Genomic DNA, 22,904 nt, shown 5'->3' with positions numbered 1-22,904 from the left:
CTGCTGACCAGCGGGTTCAAGGATTCGTTCAGGCGGCTCGATGGTACTCGTTGATGGTGTCGCGGTCGCGGATTAGGAACCGGAAGTCGTTGGTGCGTTCTCCGAGGTCCATGAGCAGGTTGCGGGCCTGCTGGGTCACCCATGCCTGGGTCGGGTGCTCGGTCACGCCGAGCAGGTGTACCCGGCGGGTGGCGATCTCCATGACGACCAGCACGTACAGCCGGCGCAGCCACACGGTATCGACGTGGAAGAAGTCGGTGGCCAGCAGACCGGTGGCCTGGGCGCGCAGGAACGTTCGCCAAGACGTGTCGGTCTGGCGGGGTGCGGGGGCGAGGCGGCCACGGGCCAGGATTCGGCGGATGGTGCCGAGGCCGACGCGGTGGCCCAGTCCGAGCATCTCGCCCTGAATTCTCTTGTGGTCCCAGCGGGGGTTGTCCCGGGCCATCCGGCGGATGAGCTCGCGGATCTCGTCGCTGCCGGGTGGTTGGCCGCCGCAGTGGGGGTAGGTCCAGCCGCGTTGGACCAGCCGGCGGTGCCAGGCCAGCAGAGTCGCCGGGGTCACGATCCGGTGGATGCGGGACCGCGCGGGGCAGGCGGCGGGCCAGCGGCTCCGCGAGCACCGCGCGGTCGCTGCGAGCCGCGAGGAGCAGAGCGTCGGACAGGCGGATCGCGACCAGATAGATCAGCTGGAAAACCATGACCACGAAGGTGCCTCATTCCCATGAAGCCCCAGCTCACTGCAGGTGCGACAGGTATTGGCACCGTACACGTCCAGGTAACCGGAGGACGTTGTTGGCCCGCGGCCCCGGTGCGGTTGACGTCGACCAGGACCACGCTGGCCGCCGCCGTGGTCCGGGCCGCCCGGGTGCGTGGCCACCTCCGTGCTCCGCCGTCCTGCTGCGCACGGAGCAAGTTGGCCTCCCGGTAGTAATCGGCGCAAAACCAACGACAACGCTGGTCAGAGCTGGTCCCGCAGGATGGCGGGGCCGCTCGTGCCGACGACCAGTTGACCAGCGTTACCGTTGATTCCGGGCTGAGAGCTACGCCTGTGCCCAAGGCGTCGCGGGTGAGACGGTGGGCTCAGCGGGGGAGAGGCTGTCCTTTGGTCTCCGGTCCGACGAACCAGATCAGGCCGAGTGCGATCACGTAGGACGCCACACCGATCGTCGTCGCCGCCGTCGAGATGCTCCCGAGCAGGCTGATGAGCAGACCGGCGGCGAGCGTGACGAGCGAGCCTGCGATCCGGGCAGAGTTGAACACTGTCGAGATCGCGGTCGCCCGTCCCGCCGTGGGGAACAGCTCAGGCATGTAGATCGGCATCCACGCGAACTGCCCCAGGATGAAGAACCCGGCGACGCCTGCGGCGACGAGGGCAACCCCCGGCGTCGAAACGGCGAAGAAGAAGATCGGCAGGATCAACGCCGAACCCGCGTAGTAGACGAGCATGGTGGGTTTGCGGCCCCACTTGTCGGCAAGGTAGCCCAACAGTAGGTATCCCGGCACGGACGCGGCATTGAACACCAGGCCCGCGTTCGCGGCCCACGCGCCGGCGGGCAGTCCCATGTTCTTCGCGAGCTGGCCGACGTACTGCGGGATCCAGGCCGACACGCTGTAGAGGCCGATGACCGACACCACGGTGATCAGGAGAAGGCGTAGAGCCCGGCGACGCAGGTGCGGCTGGCTGAACACCGACGTGAACGTAGACCGCAGGAGCTCTCGGTCCGCCGGGCTGACCTGTCCACCGCCTGCCGCGGTGGCCTTGGCCTTGCGCCTGCGGTCGCGGATCTCTGTCCACATCTCCGGGTCGTGGACCGTTCGGCGCACGTAGAGCACGATCAGTGCGGGCAGAGCGCCGACGAGGAACAGATACCGCCAGGCCTCGGTTCCCACCGGCTGAAGGAGAAACCAGGTCAGGGCCGCGAGCACGGCGCCGACCCCGAACCCGGACTGCAGTACGGCGGCTGCCCGTCCGCGGGAGCGGTCGGGCCACAGTTCGCCGATGAGGGCCGTCGCGCTGCCCCACTCGGCGCCCAGGCCCATGCCGGTGACGAAGCGCAAGGCCAGTAGCCACCAGTAGTCGGGCGCGAACGCGGTCAGGCCTGTGAACACCGCATACCAGAGAATTGAGATCATCAGGGTACGTCGACGGCCGAGGTAGTCGGCGGCGAAGCCGGCGACGATCCCGCCTAGGGCCCAGCCCAGGAGCGTCGCGGCGACCAGTGCGCCGACGTAAGCGGGAAGCCGTTGGAGCTGGCCGCTGGTCCCCAGGCTGGTGACAGCTGCCGAACCCGCGAGGACGAGTGCGTAGGTCTCGAACCCGTCGAATGTCCATCCGAGCCACGACGCTACGAGTGCCTGGCGGCTGGTGTTGTCGATGCTACGCAGGGTCACGGGTCGATCGCGGGTGTCAAGCGGCGGTACGTCGCTCTCCAAGTCGGACACAGTGCTCTCCTTTGAGCTGAAGACTCGACATCGGGGGTGGTCAGGTGAGCGCGTCGACCGGGGCAAGAACGGTGACGCTGATCGGCGACGCAAGCAAGTCCGGCAGCTGGGCGCGGTAGTTCTTGTAGTGCGTCGACGCGCGGTGAGCCTCTAGTGCAGAGGAGTCCTCGTAGCACTCGAGGAGCACGAACTCTGCATCGTCTCCCTGGGCGACGAACAGGTTGTAGAAGTGGCAGCCCGCCTCGGCGCGCGTCGGAGCCACCATCCCCTCGAGCAGTGCCTGCAGTCGGCCGGCACTCTCGGGCGTCGGGGTGAAGCGGGCGATCACGGTCACAGGGTTCTCGTCGGCCATGACGTCTCCAGTCGGTTACGGCGGGGCGCCTCTTGCGTCCCTACGGGTAATACGTTATAAAACGTCTTGTGATCGTTGTCAAGGAAACGCAGGCAGCCCACCCGGCGCCTGATCTCGCAGGCATGTCGGAGGCACGGCGGGTATGACATCCCCTGAAGACTCCGAACCGCGCCTCGACCTGACGGACGCTGACCTGCGGATCCAGCGCGGTCGAACCTCGGCTACGGCACAGCTGGCCGAACAGATCAAGGCGTTGATCATCAAGCAGCAACTGCCCCCGGGCGCACGGCTGCCCACGGAGAAGGAGCTGATCGCGCAGTCCGGTCTGAGTCGGGTCACCGTCCGCGCCGCAGTGGGCGCCCTCGAGAGTCAGGGCTGGGTCGTGCGCAAGCAAGGGCTGGGCACGTTCGTGTCCGAACCACTGGACCAGGAGTTGTCGTCCGGGGTCCGCACGATCACGGAGGTGCTGCTCGACCGCGGTGTCACGCCGCAGATCGAGGTCATGAGCTTCGGAGTCGAGCCCGCGTCGGCGTACGTCGCGCGGACGCTGGGGGAGCGTGAGGTGCTCACCATCCGCCGCCGCTACGGCGACGGTGAGCAGCCCGTGGCGTTGGTGACGATCCACCTCCCGCCCCGGGTGCTCGATGCCGCCGAGCCGTTGCGTTCGGCCGAACCGGCCACCGAGACCACCTACACGATGTGGGAGCAGCGGCTGGGCACGCGCATCGCGGAGGCCCGGCACGAGATCCACGCCGCAGGCGCGTCCGCGGACGTCGCGACGGCGCTGGGCATCGACGAGGGCGCACCGGTCCTCGTCCTCGATCGCGTCAGCTTCGACCACGACAACCGGCCGCTGGAGGTCGTGGTCTTCCACTACCGGCCGGAACGCTACGGCTTCTCGGTGACGCTTCCCCGCGTCATCGCGAACGAGACGGTCGGCATGACAGAGAGAACAGAAAGGTTGCGTCCATGATTAACGCCGATCCCGGCACGCCAGGGCACCCCGGCAGGGACGGCCCGCACGTCGGGCTGATCCTCGCCCTCACCATCCGCGGCCTGTCCGTGGGCAACTACCCGGACATGACCCGCGTCGCGCAGACGGCGGAGTCCCACGGGTTCGACTCGGTGTGGCTGTGCGACCACTTCCTGACCCTCAGCCCCGACGACTACGTCCGCGACGCCGGGATCACCGACGACGCGAACGGCGACGCGCCGGCGGCGCAGGGTCCGTCGTCGATCCCGCTCCTGGAGTGCTGGACGGCGCTGTCGGCGCTGTCGCGTGACACGACCTCGCTGCGGCTGGGCACCAGCGTGCTGTGCAACTCGTACCGCTATCCCGCCGTCCTCGCCAAGATGGCCGCGACCCTCGACGTGATCTCGGGCGGGCGCGTGGACCTGGGGCTGGGGGCAGGCTGGTTCCAGCAGGAGTTCGAGGCGTACGGGATCCCGTTCCCGTCGACCGGCGACCGCGTCTCGGCGCTCGCCGAGTCGCTGCAGGTGATGCGCAGCGTCTGGACCGAGGCCAACCCCCGATTCAGCGGCGACTTCTACACGATCGACGGTGCGATCTGCGACCCGCCGCCCGTCCAGAAGCCACACCCGCCGCTGTGGATCGGCGGCGAGGGGCTGCGGGTCAACCGCATCGCTGTCCGGCACGCGAACGGCGTCAACGTCCGGTGGTGGCCCGCCGAGAAGTGCGCTGAGCGCCGGGCGCTGCTCGATCGGGAGTGCGAGGCGATCGACCGTGATCCCTCGACCCTCGAACTGTCGGTGACGACGCTGCTCGCACCCACCGCGTCGCCCACGGTCCAGCAGCAGCTGCGCGCGCGGTTCAAGTCGATCCCGGAAAGCGGTCTCATCACCGGCTCTGCCGACGCCTGCCTCGAGCGGATTCGCGAGTACCAGGCTGCTGGGGTCAACCACTTCCTGTTCACGATTCCGGACGTGGCCGACTCCGACTACCTCGACGTGGTGGGCGAGCAGATCCTTCCGCACCTCGACACCTCCCGCGCCCCCAGCCCCGCCTGACCTCCGCACACACCTGCTGAAAGCGAGCCGCACGATGACCTCCGACGTGACCTCCCGGTCGACCGAGACCGCTGGTGAGGAGTACCTCCGCCCGACCAAGTACATCGACTCCGACCACCCGACCGTCGTCGAGACTGCCCGCCGGATCACCGAGGGCGCCACGACCGACGTCGAGCGTCTGGGCCGCATCTACCACTATGTCCGTGACCTGCCCTACGACATCCTCGCCTCGTTCCGCTACCTCGCGACGGGGCAGACGGCGGCCAGCGACGTCCTCGAGAACGGCGTTGCGTTCTGCATGGGCAAGGCCAGCTCGTTCGTCGCGCTGGCCCGCGCCGCCGGCATCCCGGCGCGCGTCGCCTTCCAGGCGCTGGACGCCCCCGAGATGGAGTTCCTCTCGCCCGAGGTCCGCGTGCTGTGGGGCGGGCCGGTCGGGCGCCCGCTGCCGTGGCACTCGCTCGGAGAGGCGTTCGTCGACGGCCGGTGGGTCAAGCTCGACGCCACGATCGACGCGCCCACCGCCTCCAAGCTCGGCAAGCCGTACGCGGTTGACTACGACGGCCACACCGACATCCCCACCGTCGAGGGCCCGGTGCTGCGGGAGAACGGCAGCTACGCCGACTACCCCGCCGAGGTCGCGGACTGGTACCTGCGCGTGGCCCGCGAGGTGCTCGACGCGCTCGAGTCGACCGCCGCGCACGAGCGCGTCGCCGCCGACGACGTGCTGTGGAGCGGGCCGGACCCCGAGCTCGTCAGCCGTCAGGCCGTCGCCTGATCTTCCCCCCGGTGGCGCGGCGTCCAGGTCGCGCCACCGTGATTCCGCCGCGTTCCCCGTTGACCCGAGAAGGACACCACCATGTCCGTTCGTCAGATCACCTCCGTCAACCCCGCGACCGAAGAAGTCCTGGGTCGCTTCGACCCGCACACCCCGGACCAGATCGAGGCGGCCCTCGCCCGGGCGGCCGGCGCGGCCGCCCAGTGGCGGTCCACTCCGATCGAGGTCCGCGCGGAGCACCTCCATCGCGCCGCCGCCATCATGCGCGCCGACCGGGACAGGCTCGCCACGCTGATCACCCAGGAGATGGGCAAACCCATCGCCGAGGCGGAAGCCGAGGTCGAAAAGTCCGCCTGGTGCTGCGAGTACTACGCGGAGCACGGTCCGGCGATGCTCGCCCGCGAGTCGGTCGAGACCGCCGCCACGCGCAGCCACATCGCCTACGACCCGCTGGGTCTGGTGCTCGCCGTGATGCCGTGGAACTTTCCACTGTGGCAGGTGTTCCGGTTCGCGCCGCCCGCGCTGCTCGCGGGCAACGGCGCCGTGCTGAAGCACGCGTCGAACGTCCCGCGCTGTGCCCTCGCGATCGCCGAAATCTGGGAGCAGGCGGGCTGCCCGACCGGGCTGTTCACCACGCTGCTGGTCGGACCGGATGCCGTGCCGAGCCTCGTCGCCGACGACCGCGTCCACGCCCTGACCCTCACCGGCTCGACCGAGGTCGGCGCGCAGGTCGCGGCCATAGCCGCCGCGCACCTCAAGCCGCAGGTGCTCGAGCTCGGCGGCTCCGACCCATTCATCGTCCTCGCGGACGCCGACATCCCCGCCGCCGCGGCCGCCGCCGTCACGGCGCGGATGCTCAACGCCGGGCAGAGCTGCATCTCTGGCAAGCGTTTCATCGTCGAGGACGCGGTCGTCGAGGAGTTCACCGAAGCGTTCGCCGCAGGCGTCGCCGCGCTGACCGTCGGCGACCCCTTCGACCGCGACGTGCGGATCGGCCCGTTGGCCAGGGCGAGCATCCGCGCGGACGTGCTCGACCAGGTGCGCCGCAGCGTCTCAGCGGGCGCCAGGATCGTCACCGGCGGCACGGTGCCGGAGGGACCGGGCTTCTACTTCCGGCCCGCCGTTCTCGACAACGTCACGCCCGAGATGGCCGTGGCGGCTGAGGAGACCTTCGGACCGGTCGCCGCGGTCGTCCGGGCGAAGGACGCGCTCGACGCCGTCGACATCGCCAACGCCACCGAGTTCGGTCTCGGTGCGGCCCTGTGGACGTCAGACCTCGACCGCGCGGAGTTCCTCGTGCCCCGCATCGACGCAGGCGCCGTGTTCGTCAACGGCATCGTCGCGTCCGACCCGCGCCTGCCCTTCGGCGGCGTCAAGCGCAGCGGCTACGGGCGTGAGCTGGGTGTCTTCGGGATCCGGCAGTTCACCAACGTCAAGAGCGTCTGGGTCGGGCCTGCGCAGAACGGCCAAGACCACCCGCTCAGCGAATGAACCACCAGGCCGAGATCGAAGGAGCTCCCATGACATCCCCTCAGCCCGCGCCACGGCTCGACGAGTCGTCCCAGCGCGTCGGCACCGTCGCCATCGTCGGCGGCACCGGTGCCCTCGGGCTCGGACTCGCGAGGCGGTGGGCGCACGCCGGTATCGATGTCCGCATCGGTTCTCGCCGCGCGGACGCCGCGCAGGCCGTTGCTGCGCAGCTACCACGAGCGTCCGGCGGTGAGAACGCCGTGATGATCGATGGAGCGCCAGTCGTCGTCATCGCGGTCCCGTTCAGCGCCCACGTCGAGACTCTGCGGTCGCTCGCCAAGGTCATCCAGCCCGGGCAGCTGCTGATCGACACGACCGCGCCGATGGCGCCAGGGCGCCGAGGCCTTCGGCCCATCACGCCGTGGGCGGGCTCAGCTGCCGAGCAGGCCCAAGACCTGCTCCCGGCCGGCGTCTCGGTCATCTCCGCGATGCAGACGGTCAGCGCCGCCGTCCTGCAGGACCTCGGACAGCGCCTCGACGAGGACGTGTTGATCTGCGGCGACAAGAGCGCCGACAAGGCTGTCGCAGCTGGTCTCATCGAAAGCATCCACGGATTACGCGCGGTCGACTGCGGCCCCCTGGACATGAGCGGTGTCTGTGAACGGATCACCGCCTTGTTGGTCGGTGTCAACCGGCGCTACAAGACGCACGCCGGAATCCGGCTCACCGGACTGCCCGTGACATCGGCGAACTCGAGCCTCGGCCGTCCCGCGTAATCCCTGCGTCCCGCCGAAAGGGGGACAACCATGATCGTCAGGTGGTGCACGTCGCCGGCGCCTGACGGTCAAGGTACGGATGCAGCGCGTCATCGGACGCTGAGTGAATGAAGCCCCGCAGTGATCGAAGGCGGCGGTGTACTTGCCGTCGCGGTCGCGGATGAGAAACCGGAACGGGTTGGCACGCTCGCCCAGCTCCGTAGCGAGGTTACGGGCCTGCTGGACCACCCACTGCCCAGTGGGGTGCGCGGTGACGCCAAGAAGGTGGACCCGTCGGGTGGACACCTCCATGACCACCAGCGCGTACAGGCGCGGCAGCAGGATCGTGTCGAGGTGAAAGAAGTCGATGGACAGAAGGCCAGTGGCCTGGTTGCGCAGGAAGGTGCGCCAGTTGGTGTCTGGCTGGCGGGGCGGCGGGCCGACCCGCCAGCCGGCCAGGATCCGTCAGATCGTGCCCGCTCCGATCCGATGGCCGAGCCGCCGTAGTTCGCCTTGGATTCTGCGGTGTCCCCATCGCGGGTTCTCGCCGGCCAGCCGTGGCACCATGTCCTGAATCTCGTCGCTGACTGGTGGTCGGCCGGGTCGGTTGGGGTAGGTCCAGTGGCGTCGTACCAGGCGGCGGTGCCAGTTCAGCAACGTGGCCGGGGTGACGATCCGATGTTCCCGTATCCGGCGGGGCAGCAGGGTGGGCCAGGGCGGACAGGATCGCCCGGTCCGGCCAGGACAGCCGCGGCCGGCCGGGAACCTGCCGGCGGAGCACCGCTACCTCATGCCGCAGCGCGAGAACCTCGACCAGCAACGCCCTGTCGCCCCGGATCAACAACCCCAGTCCGCTGAACAGGCTGATCATTCCCAGGTACAGCATCCGCACGGTCATACCAGAGATCATCAGCCCGAGCCGAGAACTCCCGGCTCAGAGACCGTCGGGTAACCAGCTCCGAGCGTTCTGTTACGGGGAGACACGTCGATGCCAGGTGCTCGACAAATAGATCATCCCCGCCATGATCGCGTTGTGTGCGCAACTGCAACTGTGGCGGGGATGACGCCCGTTCATGCTATCCGTCGAGCTTGACCGATGCGATGTGGGCGATCCTCGCGCCCTTGATGCCGGTACGCGACCTGCGTAAAGGCGGCCGGCCGCGCAAGTGGGGAGATCGGCTGATCCTGGATTCGATCTTCTATGTGCTGCGGTCGGGCTGTCCGTGGCGGATGATGCCGCGGGATCTGGCGCCACCGGACGCGGCACATCGCTGGTTCACGACGTGGCGGAAGAACGGAACGTGGGACGCGATCCACGACGAGCTTCGCCGGCAGGTGCGGGTAGCGGCCGGTCGTGAGCCGGAGCCGACAGCGGCGGTGCTGGACGCCCAGTCCATCAAATCCAGTGAGGGCGGCGAATGCCGTGGGTTCGACATGGGCAAGAAGACCACCGGCCGCAAGCGGCACCTGGTCGTGGACACGATGGGGCTGATCCTGGTCGTGATGGTCACCTCCGCCTCGGTCAACGACCGTCCCGGTGGCCGGCGGATCCTGGCGCGGCTGGCCGAGGCGTTCACCACCATCGCCCTCGTGTGGGCCGACGGCGGCTACGCCAACAGCATCGACTCCACTCTGCTGACCTGGGCGAAAGAGCAGCTCGGCATCCTGGTGGAGATCGTCAAGCGCAACGACGACGTCAAGGGCTTCAAGGTCCTACCGCGCCGGTGGGTGGTAGAGAGGACGCTGGGTTGGCTGGTCCGTAACCGACGCCTGGCCCGGGACTACGAACGGCTGACCGTCAACTCAGAGGCCATGATCAAGGTAGCGATGATTCGACTCATGACGATACGCCTGGCCGGTCAAACGATCCGCTGGGCCAACGCCACCGAGCGCGAAGCCGCCCAACGCATCAACGTCGAGCGACTTCTCGCCACGTAGTCACCCGGTTACCCGACGGTCTCTCACAGCATGTGCGACGAGTTGTGGCACGGCACAGGCCTTGGTGCGGGTGCTGGGGGTGACGGGATGACGACCCCGACCGCCCTGGACGTGACCGCGGTGCTGGACCGGTGCCGCGCCGGACTGCGGACCGTGACGGACGCCGAGCTGGAACGCCGGGCCGCGACGGTCGCGGCCCTGCCGGGCCGGCTCGCCGACGAACTGCGGCGCCTGGCCCAGCCGGCCCGTCGGACGGCTGGCCGGATGTCTTCATAAGTCCCGGGTACGGGATGAACTGCCGTCGCTGGTGCGGTGCTATCCGACGCCGTCGATGCCCACGATCTTTAGCTCGGCGACCAGGAGGAGAAGGATGGTCAAGGCCGGATTCATGCAGCGGCTGCCGGCGATGGACGACTCTCACCTCCTGGTCGGGATGATCGGTGAGGTGGATCTCGCCATCCGCCTGGGGAACACAGGGGTGGCTCAGTACGGGGGGCGGATCTGCTCGGCCCCGCTGAACTTGTAGCCGGCCACACGGCGGGCCCGTCGTGATCTGGGCCGGACCGGCGGCCGGGGATGCAGTTGATGGATTTTGCGGGCTGTCTCCAGATTGTCGCCGTCCTCCCCGGGCTAGTGCCAACGTCGCTCGGTTAAGGCGTTGTGGCGGCTGTCGAGGGGTGTGTCGCTCAGGCAAACAGAAGCGGAGTTCCGGTATTGAGGTGAGTCACTCCAAGACACCCTCGAGACCAGGAACTCCGCTTTGGTCGATCAGATTGCCATAACCCGTACGGTGAGGGTAGCCGCGGGGGTGTTCGCACCGGGTCATCTGGGTGAGTTGACCCAGTTCATACCTTTCGAGATGGTCGATGAGATCCTCGCGGCGACCCGCCGTACGCAGCAGCGGATCCGACTGCTGCCGGCCCGGGTGGTGGTCTATCTCGTCCTGGCGGGTTGCCTGTTCGCCGAACTCGGCTACGGGCAGGTGTGGCGGAAACTGACCGCCGGTCTGGCCGGGCTGGACCTGGCCGAGCCGTCCTCGGGGACGTTACGTGAGGCACGGCAGCGGCTCGGGTCTGCGCCGCTGCGGGCGTTGTTCGACCTGCTCCGCGGCCCGGCGGTCACCACGGCGAACCACGCCGTGCGCTGGCGGGGGCTGCTGGTGGCCGCGATCGACGGGACCACGATGTCGGTAGCCGACGCCGAGGCGGTCCGGGCCCGTTACCGCAAACAACGGGGTAACCACGGCGGGGCCGGCTACCCGGCCCTGCGGCTGAGTGTCCTGCTGACCTGCGGCACCCGCTCGATCATCGACGCCGTGTTCGGCCCGATCAGCACCGGTGAACTCGACCAGGCCCACACCCTGGCCCGTAGCCTGCGGGCCGGGATGCTGCTACTGGCCGACCGCAACTACGCCGCCGCCGACCTCATCACCACCCTCGCCGCGACCAAGGCCGACCTGCTGATCCGCTGCAAGAACGGCCGCCGCCTACCCGTGATCACCCGCTACCGCGACGGCTCATGGCTATCGACCATCGGCACCCTGCGCGTGCGGGTCATCGACGCCCAGATCACCATCAGAACCAGCGACGGCACCCGCACCAGCGGCTACCGGCTGATCACCACCCTGCTCGACCCGCACACCCACCCCGCCGGCGAATTGATAAAGCTGTATCACCGCAGATGGGAAATCGAAACCGCCTACCTGGAGATCAAATCCAGCATCCTCGGCGGCCGGGTCCTACGCGCACGCACCCCCGACGGCGTCGACCAGGAGATCTACGCCCTGCTCACCGTCTACCAGGCCCTCCGCACCGCCATGACCGATGCCACCGACAGCCAGCCCGCCACCAACCCCGACCGAGCCAGCTTCACCACCGCCCTGCACACCGCCCGCGACCAGATCACCAACGCCACCGGCGTCATCGCCGACACCGTCATCGACCTGGTCGGCGCCATCGGCCGCGCGGTCCTGGCCCACCTGCTACCCGACCGCCGGATCCGGGTGAAACCCGGATGATCAAACGCTCAAACTCCAAGTACCAAGCCCGCGGACCCAACGTAGACCGGCATAGCTACAAAGCCACCATCGCGACCGACATCATCACAAACCATTGCGAAACACCCGCCGGACCTTAACCGAGCGACGTTGGGGCTAGTGCTGGCGATGTTTCCCGGCTGTCCGTCGCCGCTGCGAAGCCACAGCGAGCTGACGTCAGCGGCGTCCGGCGCGGCGTAGTAACGCTCGCCGTAGCTCGTCCGGTGCCCACACGAGTATCGGGAAGGTGATCAGGATGGCGAGCATCAGGGGGTCGGGCGGGGCGGTGCCGAAGATCGTCTGTAGCGGCGGCACGGTGACGATGGTGGCGGCGAAGGCGAGTTCGAACGCGATTCCCCGAAGCAGGAGGCGGTTGGTCGCCAGGCCGATGGAGCGGAGCGGGGCCCGTTCGGTGCGGGCGGCGAGGGCGGTGCCGATCTGGCAGGCGACGATGGGGCGGGGACGGACGCTGCCGGGGCCGTTGAACAACGTATTGCCGCAATGAACCCGTTGCTACGGCCCGGCCGTGAGATAGCAGAGGAGGTAAGGGTGAGCGTGTCGGGCGACGAGGGACTGCGGGCCGAGATGCGGGCGGCGTTATGAGTGAAGAGGTGCCCTTCAACGAGGCTGGCGCAGCGGGTGGAGTTGCTGGGGCAGCATCGCGCTCGGCCTCTTCGGCCAACTGGCTGAGCGGCCGCGCAGGCGGGTGGCCTTCATGGTCGGCGGGTGGAGCGGGTGTTCCACCGGTACAAGAACCATGCCTGACGGATGAGGCTACGGATGGTGACGATGGCGTCGGCGAGGTTGAAGTGAGCGTTGGCCACGTCTTCTTTGCGTTCGTGGCAGCGTTGTAGCGGGTTGAGGGCGTTGTGTCGGGCGTTCGTGCGCTCGATGTGCCGCCGCCGGGTGGCCTGGGCCGGGGCTTTTGACGCCCGTGTGGGCGATCTCGCCGGTCGGCCTGTGGGCGGTGAGCAGGGCCTCCATCACCGTAATCGGGGTCGCCACGGAGGGGGCCGGCGCTGAGGTGGTTCCGGATATGAGCGGCGGTCGGCGCGGCTGATCCGGGGCGGGGAAGGAGCGTTGCGCGTTGGCCGCCGCCGTTCCGACCCTTGAGCTCGACGAGAGCTGGTTGCGGGCTTTGGAAGCGTTCACCGGGATGAGGGTGTCCCGGGCGGAGCTGCCGTTGTTGCGGGATGACATCGGCACGCTGGAAATGCTGGCGCTTCGGGTGCGTACGGTGCTGGGTCCGTTGCTGGAGCAGACGATCAGGGCGGTCCGGCAGGCGGGGGAGGGTGAGGCCTTCGACCGGTTCGTGGCGCAGACCGCTCCGTTTGTGAGGAAGATGGCCGAGACGGCCGACCTGATGCTCGCCGTGGTCGAGGCGGAGAAGAAGTTCTTCGTGGAGACGGAGGTCGGCAAGCGTACGGCGTTGGCCATGTTCAACTTCATGGTTGCCGAGTTCGCTGTCGCCGCGGCGATGTGGTTCTGGAATCCGGTGGGGGCGGCGGCGCACATCGCGCAGACGCGGACGATCATTCAGGCGATCCTGCGGTCGGCGTTGGTGCGGTCGGCGGCGAGTGGCACGGCGATGCAGATGTTGTTCATGCCGGGTTCTGCGCTGCTGGCCGAGGTGTCGATGATGACCGATGGTCTGCAGCCGGGGGTGAACTGGTCGACGGTCGGTAAGCAGGCGGCGTTCGCGGGGGCGGTGGCGTTCCTGACCACGGTGGGCGGGCCGGCGTTGGGCAGGGCCGCTGGCGTCGTCGCGGGCGCGGTCGGCAAGCTGGGCGTGTCGGACACCACCAAGCATCTGCTGACCGATGTGCTGACGCGGCCGGTGACGGAGACCCTCGGGGAGGGGCTGTTCGGTATCGGCGCCAGCTTGATGGTCGATCAGAAGTGGGACCCCACTAATCTCGGTGCGGACCTTCTGTCCGGGGCGATTTCGGGGGCGGGCGGGGCGGCCGCGAGCGGGTTCGGGCTCGTCGTGAGTCGCGCCGTGGTGCAGCCCCGGGTGCGGGTGCCTCACATCGGTCTCACGTCGGACGGTAGGCCGGTCCTGCCGGTGGGGCCGACACCGGTGGGTGGGGACACGTCCGCGGGGTACGAGGCTGGGGTCGACGATCCGAAGCCTGTGGTGACCGGCGGGCAGGCCCCGCCGCCCCCGCCCGTGCCGCTGCTGCCGGCGTCGAACCTGCCCACGCCGGCGCTGGACCTGCCCGCGCCGCACCTGGACCTGCCCGCGCCGCACCTGGACCTGTCGGTGCCGCACCTGGATCTGTCGGTGCCGTCGTGGTCGGTGTCGAACCTGTCGATGCCGGCTGCGCCGGTGCCGGCGTGGGTCGCGGCAGCGGGTGGGCCGGTGGTGGAGCAGTGGCATCGGTTCCAGCAGGAACTGGCGGACCGCTATGGCGGGTTGTTGGCCGGGACGGGGCAGGCGCGGCAGTTCCTGGCCGGGCTTCCGGTGCCGGTCGAGCGGGTGTTCACCGAGTGGGCCGACGCCCGGCAGGGTGATCCGGCCGTGCCCGTTTTCCTGTCTCAGGTCGGTCTGCCCGCCACCGCCCTGACCGACCAGTTCCTGTTCGGTGTCCGGGACCGGGCGGTCGCCCGGATCACCGAAACCCTCGCGGGGCAGGTCCCGGCGGGCGGGCAGATCCCGGCGGCGGTACGTCCGGAGCAGGTTGTCGCGGCGCTGCCCGGGGAGTTCGACCGGCAGGCGTTGCGCTCGATCGCGCACCTGGCCGTCGGGCATCACCTCGACCAGTACTTCACCACGGGCACACCGGCGACCGTCCCCCTGCCAGGGGGCGTCGTCCCGCCGGGGGGCGCTGGCGTGCCGGGGGTGGCTGGCGTGCCGGGGGGTTCCGGGGCGGCGGCACCGCCGTCGGAGGTCGTGCGCGCCGCGGTCGAGCGGGACGTGCGGGTCCACGTGGACCGGAGCCTCGACGCGATCCTCGGCGCCACTCCGCTACCCGCCGCACCACTGACCGCACCACTGGCCGTGCCGCCCGCCGTGCCGTCGGCTGCGGTGGTCAGGCCCGACGCCGCGCAGGTGAGCGCCGTGGCGGACGTGGTCCGGCAGGCGGTCACCGACCTGCCGGCCCGTGTCACGGCCGCGGCCATCCCCGACACCACCGCACCGGACACCACCGCATCCGGCACGGACACCCCGGCACACCGGCGTACCGACCTGCCGACGCTGCCGGTGACTCCCGAGCAGCACACCGCAGCAGCGACCAGCCACGCAGAAGATCAGTTCACCGCCCTGGCCCGCAAGTACGACGTCGCCCCGGCCAACCACGACACCCTCGCCGGATCCTTCCGACGGGACTGGGTCAACGGATACCACCAGGTACTCGCCCAGGCCACCGGCCACGCCACGCCCGCCACCCCCAGCGTGCCGGCTGTGCCCAGCGTGCCGGGCACGCCCAGCGCGCCGGGTGCGCCGGGCACTCCGGGCACGCCGGCTGCGGCCGGTGCCCGTACTACGGCGCCGGGTGGTGCTGCCCCCCGCACCGACGGCACGCCGAACCACGACCACACCAGCGACAGGACATCGGTCAGTGACCTGTCCGCCTCCGGCGATGACGTGTTCAGCCGCGATGGCAGGCCCAACGGCACCTTCACGGTCAGTGACCTCTCCTCACTGGACGAGCCGATCAGCGGCGACCCGGTCGGGCGCGACAGCGGGGACAGGGATCCGTTCGGTGACGTGTCCTCGTTGGGTGACTCGGTCGGTGGTGACCCGGTCGGACGCGGCGAGCCGGCCAGCGCTGCACCGGAACCGGCGGTCGCGGCGACCGGGCCGGCCGCGGCGGCCGAGTCCGCGCGGCGGGTCGCCGACTGGATCGATCAGACACCGGTGGCCCCCGACAGCCGCGACCCGTGGTGGTGGTGCGTCCAGGCCACCCTCGACGCCTACACCACCGCCTACGGACGGCCCGGCAACCGGACGGTATCCGACGATCGGATCCTCGGACCCGACGGCCGACTCGCCCCCACCACGAGCTGGCCGCAACTCCTGGACATCCTCGACGCGACACCCGAACGCGTCGCCCACCCCGACGGCTGGCCCGACGGAGTCACACCACAGGACGTACTCGCCGCCCTACGGGCGGCACCGGGCTCGATGGTCGTGGTCAGGGTCGCACCACCCAACGAACCACAACACGTGTTCGCCCTCCACAGCCAACCACAACCATCCGGACCACCGACCATCAAGGTGCGCGACGGCCTGGTGCCCGGCGCCGAGGACCGACCCGAACCACCCGACCCGACCACCGACCCGTGGCTGCGGCACCTGTTCGCATCGAGCACCCGACTCGCCGCGTTCGACAACACCGGACGACCCACCACCATCACCAGCCTCCTTCCCGACCGCACCACCGCACACCCGCAGCCCACCACCACGACCAGCATCGACCCCAGCGCCATCCTGCTCGCCTCCACCACCCCACCCCGCGGCCCGTCCCAAGCCATGCAGGCGGACGCCACCTCCCCCGAACCGGCCGGCTTCCCCTGGCAGCCGTCCGACCGGCCGGCTCGGCCGCCCGAGTCGGTCTCGGGGTCGTCGGACCCGGTCTCTGATTCGTTGCCGGGCCGGCCGGCGGCGATGGAGTGGCACCCCCCGGCTGACGTCGGCTCTGATGCGGGCGGGCAGCTGTCGGACGGCGATGGTTACGCCGTGCCACCAGGATTCCCCGGTTACGGGTCGGGGGTTTCTGACGCGCGGTTGAATCCCGGCGGTGGTGAGCCACCGACCGGCGCCGGGCGGGTTGTTGTGATGGAGGTGGACGCCGAGCCGCGGACGCCGGTGCCACCGCCGGTGACGACGGCCCTGGCCCCGCCCGAGATCGTGGCATCCCGGGCGTGGGATGGCTTCTTCCAGCGGGTGCTGGACAGGGCGGGGGGCCAGGTGGCGGAGACGCTCGGTCTGGCGACGGTGGAGGTTGATGATGTCCGCCACTATCTGGCCATCGAGCTTGACCGGATCGTTCAGCGTACGGATTTCCGGCAGCGTCTGCAGTTGTCCAGTCCTTCCTTGGAGGTGTTGCGGCAGGCGTTGGATTCCAGGGGGAGCTCTGTGCCCGGCTTGACGCATGTCTTGCCGCACCTGGTCTCGGAGGCGTTCGGGATCAATTTCGCGGTGTCCGGCAGCGAGACCGTCAGGCACGATCAGGGTGCTGGCCCTGCTGGTGCCGGCACGGGTCAGGGGCGCCTGCGCCGGTCTGCGGGCCGGGGACCGGCGGCAGCGCACGGCGGGCCCGACTCCGGTGGGTTCGGCTCCGAGTCGATGGTCCAGGACGCAGGTGATCGGGCAGGACTCCCAGCTGAGGTGGCGGACGAGTCGACGGTGGAGGACCCGCCGCCCCTGACCCGCGGGGACACCAAAACGGTCAGACTCGGCCCGGATGGGCGGCTGCCGTTCGAGGTTGACGGCAAGAGGCCGATTTTCAGACCGTATGCGGGCCAGGAGGCGACGCTCTGGTTCGGTTACCGCGCGGATGGGCCGCGTGCGGGTGAGCCGGCCGCGGTGATCAAGCTCGGGAGTCCAGAGGAGCGAGAGGGCGGCTCGTACTGGCAGTGGCTGGACCCGGCCCTCACCGAAAGGGGCCTGGACAAGCTGCGGACCTACGAGCCCCGGATTGTGCATGCGGACGGGTGGACGGAGGGGGACCCGCCGCAGCTAACCGACGGGTACACCAAAAAGGTTCCGCTCGACCCGCGAGGGCGGCTGCCGTTCACGGTGGGCGGCAAGAGGCCGTATTTCGGTGACACCGCTGCGAACAAGGATGCGACGCTCGTGCTCGGTTACGGCACGGACGGGCCGCATGCGGGTGAGCCGGCCGCGTTGATCAAGCTCGGGAGCCTAGAGGGCCGGACGGGTGGCCCGTTCTGGCAGTGGCTGGACCGGGCCCCCACCGAAAAGGACCTGGACAGGCTGCGGACCTACCAGCCCCAGACCGTGCTTGCGGACGAGTGGACGGAGAGGGGGGAGAGGGGCCTGCCGCAGCTGACCGGCGGGTACGACAAAACGGTCGAGCTCAACCAGGACGGGCAGCTGCCGTTCAAGCTGAACGGCAAGAGGCCGGGTGCCGGTGCGGAGGCTGCGGACCGGACGGCGAGGGTCTGGCTCGGTTACCGCACGGACCGGCCGGATGGGCGTGAGCTGGCCGCGTTGGTCGAGGTCGAAGAGCTGGACGGCCGGGACGGCGGCCCGTTCTGGCGGTGGCTGGACCGGGCCCCCACCGAAAAGGACCTGGACAGGCTGCGGACCGACGAGCCCCGGACCGTGTATGCGGGCGAGTGGACGGCGGGTGACCCGCCGCAGCTGACCGGCGGGTACGACAAAACGGTCGAGCTCGACCGGCGAGGGCGGCTGCGGTTAAAGGTGGGCGGCAAGAGGCAGTCTGTCGGTAAGGAGTTTGCGAACAAGGATGCGACGCTCGCGCTCGGTTACCGCACGGACGAGCCGCATGCGGGTGAGCCGGCCGCGTTGATCAAAATCAAGCGCCTAGAGGGCCGGACGGGCGACTCGTTCTGGCGGTGGCTGAACCCGGCTCCCACCAAGGGGGACCTGGACAGGCTGAAGACCGACTGGATTGACGGGTGGACGACGGGGGACCCGCCGCAGTTGACCGGCGGGAACACCAGAACGCTCAAGCTCGGCCCGGATGGGCGGCTGCCGTTCGAGGTGGGCGGCAGGAGGCCGACTTTCAGTGCGGCTGCGGGCCAGGAGGTGAGGGTTTGGTTCGGTTACCGCACGGACCGGCGGCCTGAGGGTGAGCCGGCCGCGTTGATCGAGGTCGCGAGCCTGGGGGGCCAGAAGGACCAGGACGGAGGCCCGTTCTGGCGGTGGCTGGAATCGGCCCGCACCGAGGACGACCTGGACAAGCTGCGGACCTACGAGCCCCAGACCGTGCATGCGGGCGAGTGGACGGAGGGGGAACCCCCGCAGCTGACCGGCGGGGGCACCGCAACCCTCCAGCTCTCGGCAGGGCGGCTGCCGGTCGAGGTGGGCGGCAAGAGGCAGTTTGTCGGTGCGGCCGCTGCGGGCCAGGAGGTGAGGGTTTTGTTCGGTTACCGCACGGACGAGTCGCATGTGGGTGAGCCGGCCGCGTTGGTCAAGGTCGGGCGCCTGAACGACCGGGACGGAGGCCCGTTCTGGCGGTGGCTGGACCCGGCCCCCGCCAAAGAGGACCTGGACAGGCTGCAGACCTACGCGCCCCGGACTGTGTATTCGGAGGTGTGGACGGAGGAAAACGCGCCGCAACTGACTGGCGGGGACACCAAAACAATCAAGCTCGGCCCGGAAGGGCGGCTGCCGTTCGAGGTGGGCGGCAAGAGGCCGGTTTTCAGTGCGGCTGCGGGCCAGGAGGTGAGGGTCTTGTTCGGTTACCGCACGGACGAGTCGCATGTGGGTGAGCCGGCCGCTTTGATCGAGGTCGAGAGCCTGAACGACCGGGACGGAGGCCCGTTCTGGCGGTGGCTGGAATCGGCCCGCACCGAGGAGGACCTGGGCACGCTGCGGACCCACGAGCCCCGGACCGTGGGTGTGGACGGGTGGACGGAGGGGAGCGCGCCGCAGCTGACCGGCGGTTACGACAAAACGGTCGAGATCACCCGTAACACGCTGCCGTTCAAGCTGAACGACAAGAGACCGTTTGTCGGTGCGGCCGCTGCGGGCCGGAGGGCGACGGTTCGGTTCGGTTACCGCACGGACCGGCGGCCTGAGGGTGAGCTGGCCGCGTTGATCGAGGTCGCGAGCCTGGGGGGCCAGAAGGACGATGACGGCGGCGGCCCGTTCTGGCGGTGGCTGGACCCGGCCCCCACCCCAGCCGACCTGGACAGGCTGAAGACCTACAAGAGCCAGGCCGTGCGCGCGGCCGGGTGGACGGCGGGGGACCCGCCGCAGCTGACCGGCGGGTATACCAAAAGCGTCCAGCTCAACCCGCGAGCGCAGCTCCCGTTCACGGTGAGCAAAAAAAGGCCTTTTGCCGGTCCGGAGGCTGCGGGCCAGGATGCGACGGTCTGGTTCGGTTACCGCACGGACCGGCGGCCTGAGGGTGAGCCGGCCGCGTTGATCAAGGTCGGGAGGCTGAAGGACCGGAAGGGTGGCCCGTTCTGGCGGTGGCTGGACCCGGCCCCCACCCGCGCCGACCTGGACAGGCTGAAGGACTACAAGAGCAAGACTGTGCATGCGGACGAGTGGACGGCGGGGTACCCGCCGCAGATAACCGGTGGGTACATCAAAAGCGTCCCGGTCAGCCCGCGAGCGCAGCTGCCGTTCACGGTGAGCAACAGAAGGCCTTTTGTAGGTACTGGCGCTGTGGGCGAGAAGGCGACGGTCTGGTTCGGTTACCGCACGGACCGGCGGCCTGAGGGTGAGCCGGCCGCGTTGATCATGGTCGGGAGGCTAAAGGACCGGAAGGGTGGCCCGTTCTGGCGGTGGCTGGACCCGGCCCCCACCGAGAACGACCTGAAGAGGCTGAAGACCTACGAATACCAGCCCGTGAATGCGGGCGGGCGGACGGCGGGGGACCCGCCGCAGCTGACCGGTGGGTCCAGCGACAACGCCGCCGCGGTGATACCCGCGTCAACCGGATCCGTGGGCGTGGCATACCGGGCGGCGCAGGACGACGCGGTAGCTGTCCCCGGACCCAACACGGACGACGCGATCCCACCGGTCGCCGGGTCGTGGGCCCGTCCGGTGGTCGGGATTCCGGCGCAGGGCCAGCAGCGGCCGGGGGTGGCGAGCGCGCAGGTCGACCGGGGGCAACCGGCAGTGCGGACTCCGACGGCCGCCCCCGCGCCGCAGCCGCAGCCGCAGCCGCTGGAGGGTTGGCCGCAGGCGGCCGGCGAGGCTGGCGCTACGCAGAGACCAGCCGGCGCGTTCTGGGATGTTGTGGTGGACAGGTCGTCGTTGGTGTCTTTGCAGCGGCCGGCCGTCGCGTCGGTGGCCGGTCCGGATCCGATGTTGCCGGTGCCGGCTGACGGGTACTGCATGCTGTACGCCTTCATCGCCACCGATCCGATCTGGGTCCGTGACGTGCTGCACCCGCACCTGCCCGTGGACTTGTACCAGTTCCTGTCCGATCCCGGCCGGGTGCGTGCCAGCGCGGTGGGGCTGGTCGGCTCGGAGGTGCCCCGTGAGTCCCCGCTCGCGCAGGTGAGCGCGCTGTTGCAGGGCCACGTCCGGGGGTACCTGGACAGCAACGCCGGGCGGTTGCCCACCGATGTGACCAGGCAGCGGATCAACTTCCGCGAAGAGCGTGTACGGCAGGTGGCGGCCCTGAACGACCACCAGCAGGTGCTGGATTGGCTGCGTTACCTTGACAGCCCTTACGTCACCGAAGCCGGCATGCTGCCTGCGGCCGTGATCGCGCACCGGTACCAGGCGGTGCGTGCCGCGGCGATGCTGTCCGGCGGGCCGCTGGGCCTCGGCGAGGCGACGGACGCGCCGCAGCGGCAACTGGACTTCCTCAACCGGCACGGCCAGGGCTTCCCGGTGGACGTCCTGGAACCGGGCACGGCCCGTGACTTCTTGGTCGTCGTGTTGAGCCAGTCCGACCGTCAGCTCGAACCCGACGAGCTGGCGGTGGTCCGAGCGGCGGTGGACAACTGGAAACAGCAGTGGGGCGCCCCGGTCGGGGAGTTTCTCGGCCCTCTGCTGGCCCACGCGACCGGCCGCCGGGTCACCATCTGGCGGGAATCCGGGTGGGGGGCGCCACCGAAGATGAGCGACGAGTACGGTCCGGCCGCCGGCCGGCCGGTCGACCTGTACCACGTCGCGGCCGACCCGCACAATCCGACCATCGTCAACCACTACAACGCGGCCGCGGTCCACGACGGTCGACAGGGCGCCGGGGCTTCCCCTGCGACGGCCGCGCCGGTCGACCCCCCGCCGTGGCGGGCGCAGGTCGGTCAGGGGCAGCCGGCAGCGCAGACCTCGTCGCATTCCCAACTGACGGCCACCATCAGCTCGCGGCCCGAGCCCGACCAACCGAACCCGGAACCACGCACCACACCACTGGAGCGGCATCGCCTCGATCAGGGACGGACCGAGGTCATCTGGACCGACCCCGACGAGGTGTCAGCCGAACAAGAAGTCGTGTTGATGCGAGAGATCACCCACAACATCGAACCAGACCCGGCAATGGACGACGCCTTTCCCTGGCGCGACGATGACGACCCGCGCGGACGGGTCTATGCGCCCTTCGCCGACGAGAACGGCCAGGTGCACCCCGTCGTGCGTGCCAACGTCGACCGCATCACCGCCAGCATGGACTCGGACAAACAGTTCCTGAGTGGCATCGCCAGAAACCCGAACGATCCCCGGCTACCCCACGTACCGGACGAGGAGTTGGAGCGCCTGTGGCCCCTGCTCGAGCGGATGGTCGCAGCGGAGATCCGCCGACTGGTCCTCGGCGAATCATTGGAAAACCCACGAGTCAAAGTCCTCCGCATGACCGCAGACCTCCTGGAGCCTCACGAACGCGGACCCGACGTACTCGAAGGCAGGTTGGGATTGGCCCTGGAGGATGCCTTCGTGCAACGCTTCCTTCTGGAATTGCTCGGCGTGTACCCCGGCGCCGTACTCGAGAATCAGCGACGAATGGCGGCCTGGGAACGAGACTACCGGCTGTACCCATCCTATTCGATTAGCCTCGAAACCTCCCGTCCTTCCTACGGAGTTCGTGGTCGTCGGTCTCGCGGTCGGCGACTTGTGGCTCCACGCCGAGTCAAGCGCACCATCGCCATGAGCGCCGAAGGCTTCGCAAACTCCATTGTTTTCGCCAACACCGCACTCAAACCCGACACCAGGGAACCCGACATCTACCGCACCAACTCGGTGTACCTGCAATTCACCGTCAGGATCCCCGACAACAACAACAGAATCCGCCGACAAGAAATCATGGTGCTTTTCGGTCTGAACAACCTATTCAACCTCGTTATCAACCCCCATCGCATCGTCATCGCCGACTACGGCCCTCACTACTACGACAAGGAAGAGAATTTCCCACCCATCAACCCCACCAAACCCATCAAACAGGAACCCGACACCGCGCCCCCATCGACCTGACAGGGCCCCGGCGTTGTCCCGTTCGG

Annotated in this window: 14 protein-coding genes and 1 pseudogene; 11 read left to right on the top strand and 4 right to left on the bottom strand. The window is 69.2% G+C overall.

Annotated elements, in window-relative coordinates:
* Positions 1-28: 28 nt before the first annotated feature.
* The 3 genes from JD77_RS10680 to JD77_RS10670 all read right to left on the bottom strand — a co-directional run bounded on the left by JD77_RS10680 (position 29) and on the right by JD77_RS10670 (position 2,794).
* A complete protein-coding gene (locus JD77_RS10680; RefSeq protein WP_211372531.1) occupies positions 29-562 on the bottom strand; it encodes a hypothetical protein in 534 nt (177 codons plus the stop codon).
* 518 nt (positions 563-1,080) lie between these two features.
* On the bottom strand, positions 1,081-2,442 hold the full coding sequence (locus JD77_RS10675; RefSeq protein ID WP_145774130.1) for an MFS transporter: 1,362 nt from the start codon (positions 2,440-2,442) through the stop codon (positions 1,081-1,083).
* A gap of 40 nt (positions 2,443-2,482) precedes the next feature.
* Positions 2,483-2,794 carry a putative quinol monooxygenase gene (locus JD77_RS10670; protein ID WP_145774129.1) on the bottom strand — a complete coding sequence of 104 codons (312 nt, stop codon included), beginning with the start codon at positions 2,792-2,794 and terminating at the stop codon, positions 2,483-2,485.
* A 142-nt stretch (positions 2,795-2,936) separates the two neighbouring features.
* Between JD77_RS10670 and JD77_RS10665 the strand changes: the two genes are divergently transcribed.
* The 10 genes and pseudogenes from JD77_RS10665 (at position 2,937) to JD77_RS10620 (ending at position 11,777) form a co-directional block, all read left to right on the top strand.
* Positions 2,937-3,767 (top strand): Rv0792c family HTH-type transcriptional regulator, encoded by an 831-nt coding sequence (locus tag JD77_RS10665; RefSeq protein WP_145774128.1) that lies wholly within the window; start codon positions 2,937-2,939, stop codon positions 3,765-3,767.
* Positions 3,764-4,822, top strand: a complete 1,059-nt coding sequence (locus JD77_RS10660; protein ID WP_145774127.1) for a TIGR03619 family F420-dependent LLM class oxidoreductase — start codon at positions 3,764-3,766, stop codon at positions 4,820-4,822. The genes JD77_RS10665 and JD77_RS10660 overlap by 4 nt, the downstream gene beginning before the upstream one ends.
* 34 nt (positions 4,823-4,856) lie before the next feature.
* The gene (locus JD77_RS10655) at positions 4,857-5,597 is read left to right on the top strand and encodes a transglutaminase-like domain-containing protein (protein ID WP_145774126.1); all 741 of its coding nucleotides are present in this window, start codon (positions 4,857-4,859) and stop codon (positions 5,595-5,597) included.
* Between the two features lie 81 nt (positions 5,598-5,678).
* The gene (locus JD77_RS10650; protein WP_145774125.1) at positions 5,679-7,088 is read left to right on the top strand and encodes an NAD-dependent succinate-semialdehyde dehydrogenase; all 1,410 of its coding nucleotides are present in this window, start codon (positions 5,679-5,681) and stop codon (positions 7,086-7,088) included.
* Between the two features lie 29 nt (positions 7,089-7,117).
* Positions 7,118-7,843, top strand: a complete 726-nt coding sequence (gene npdG / locus JD77_RS10645) for an NADPH-dependent F420 reductase (protein ID WP_145774124.1) — start codon at positions 7,118-7,120, stop codon at positions 7,841-7,843.
* A 120-nt stretch (positions 7,844-7,963) separates the two neighbouring features.
* Positions 7,964-8,329, top strand: coding sequence for a hypothetical protein (locus JD77_RS10640; RefSeq protein WP_145774123.1), 366 nt, complete (start codon positions 7,964-7,966; stop codon positions 8,327-8,329).
* 528 nt (positions 8,330-8,857) lie between these two features.
* Positions 8,858-9,679, top strand: a pseudogene (locus JD77_RS10630) (IS5 family transposase); the annotation flags it as partial.
* A gap of 168 nt (positions 9,680-9,847) precedes the next feature.
* On the top strand, positions 9,848-10,036 hold the full coding sequence (locus tag JD77_RS10625) for a hypothetical protein (protein ID WP_145774122.1): 189 nt from the start codon (positions 9,848-9,850) through the stop codon (positions 10,034-10,036).
* A gap of 94 nt (positions 10,037-10,130) precedes the next feature.
* Positions 10,131-10,286 (top strand): hypothetical protein, encoded by a 156-nt coding sequence (locus JD77_RS31990; RefSeq protein WP_170286420.1) that lies wholly within the window; start codon positions 10,131-10,133, stop codon positions 10,284-10,286.
* Positions 10,287-10,619: 333 nt separating this feature from the next.
* The gene (locus JD77_RS10620) at positions 10,620-11,777 is read left to right on the top strand and encodes an IS4 family transposase (RefSeq protein ID WP_246140609.1); all 1,158 of its coding nucleotides are present in this window, start codon (positions 10,620-10,622) and stop codon (positions 11,775-11,777) included.
* Positions 11,778-11,972: 195 nt separating this feature from the next.
* Here the strand turns inward: JD77_RS10620 and JD77_RS10615 are convergent, their stop codons facing one another.
* The gene (locus JD77_RS10615) at positions 11,973-12,284 is read right to left on the bottom strand and encodes a cation transporting ATPase C-terminal domain-containing protein (protein WP_145774121.1); all 312 of its coding nucleotides are present in this window, start codon (positions 12,282-12,284) and stop codon (positions 11,973-11,975) included.
* 598 nt (positions 12,285-12,882) lie between these two features.
* Between JD77_RS10615 and JD77_RS10610 the strand changes: the two genes are divergently transcribed.
* Entirely contained in the window at positions 12,883-22,878 is a 9,996-nt protein-coding gene (locus tag JD77_RS10610) for a hypothetical protein (RefSeq protein WP_145774120.1), read from the top strand.
* Positions 22,879-22,904: the final 26 nt, after the last annotated feature.

The sequence above is a fragment of the Micromonospora olivasterospora genome (assembly GCF_007830265.1).
Taxonomy (GTDB): Bacteria; Actinomycetota; Actinomycetes; order Mycobacteriales; family Micromonosporaceae; genus Micromonospora; species Micromonospora olivasterospora.
Note: the sequence above shows the minus strand (reverse complement) of the source record. Positions and strands in the feature narration are given on the sequence as shown.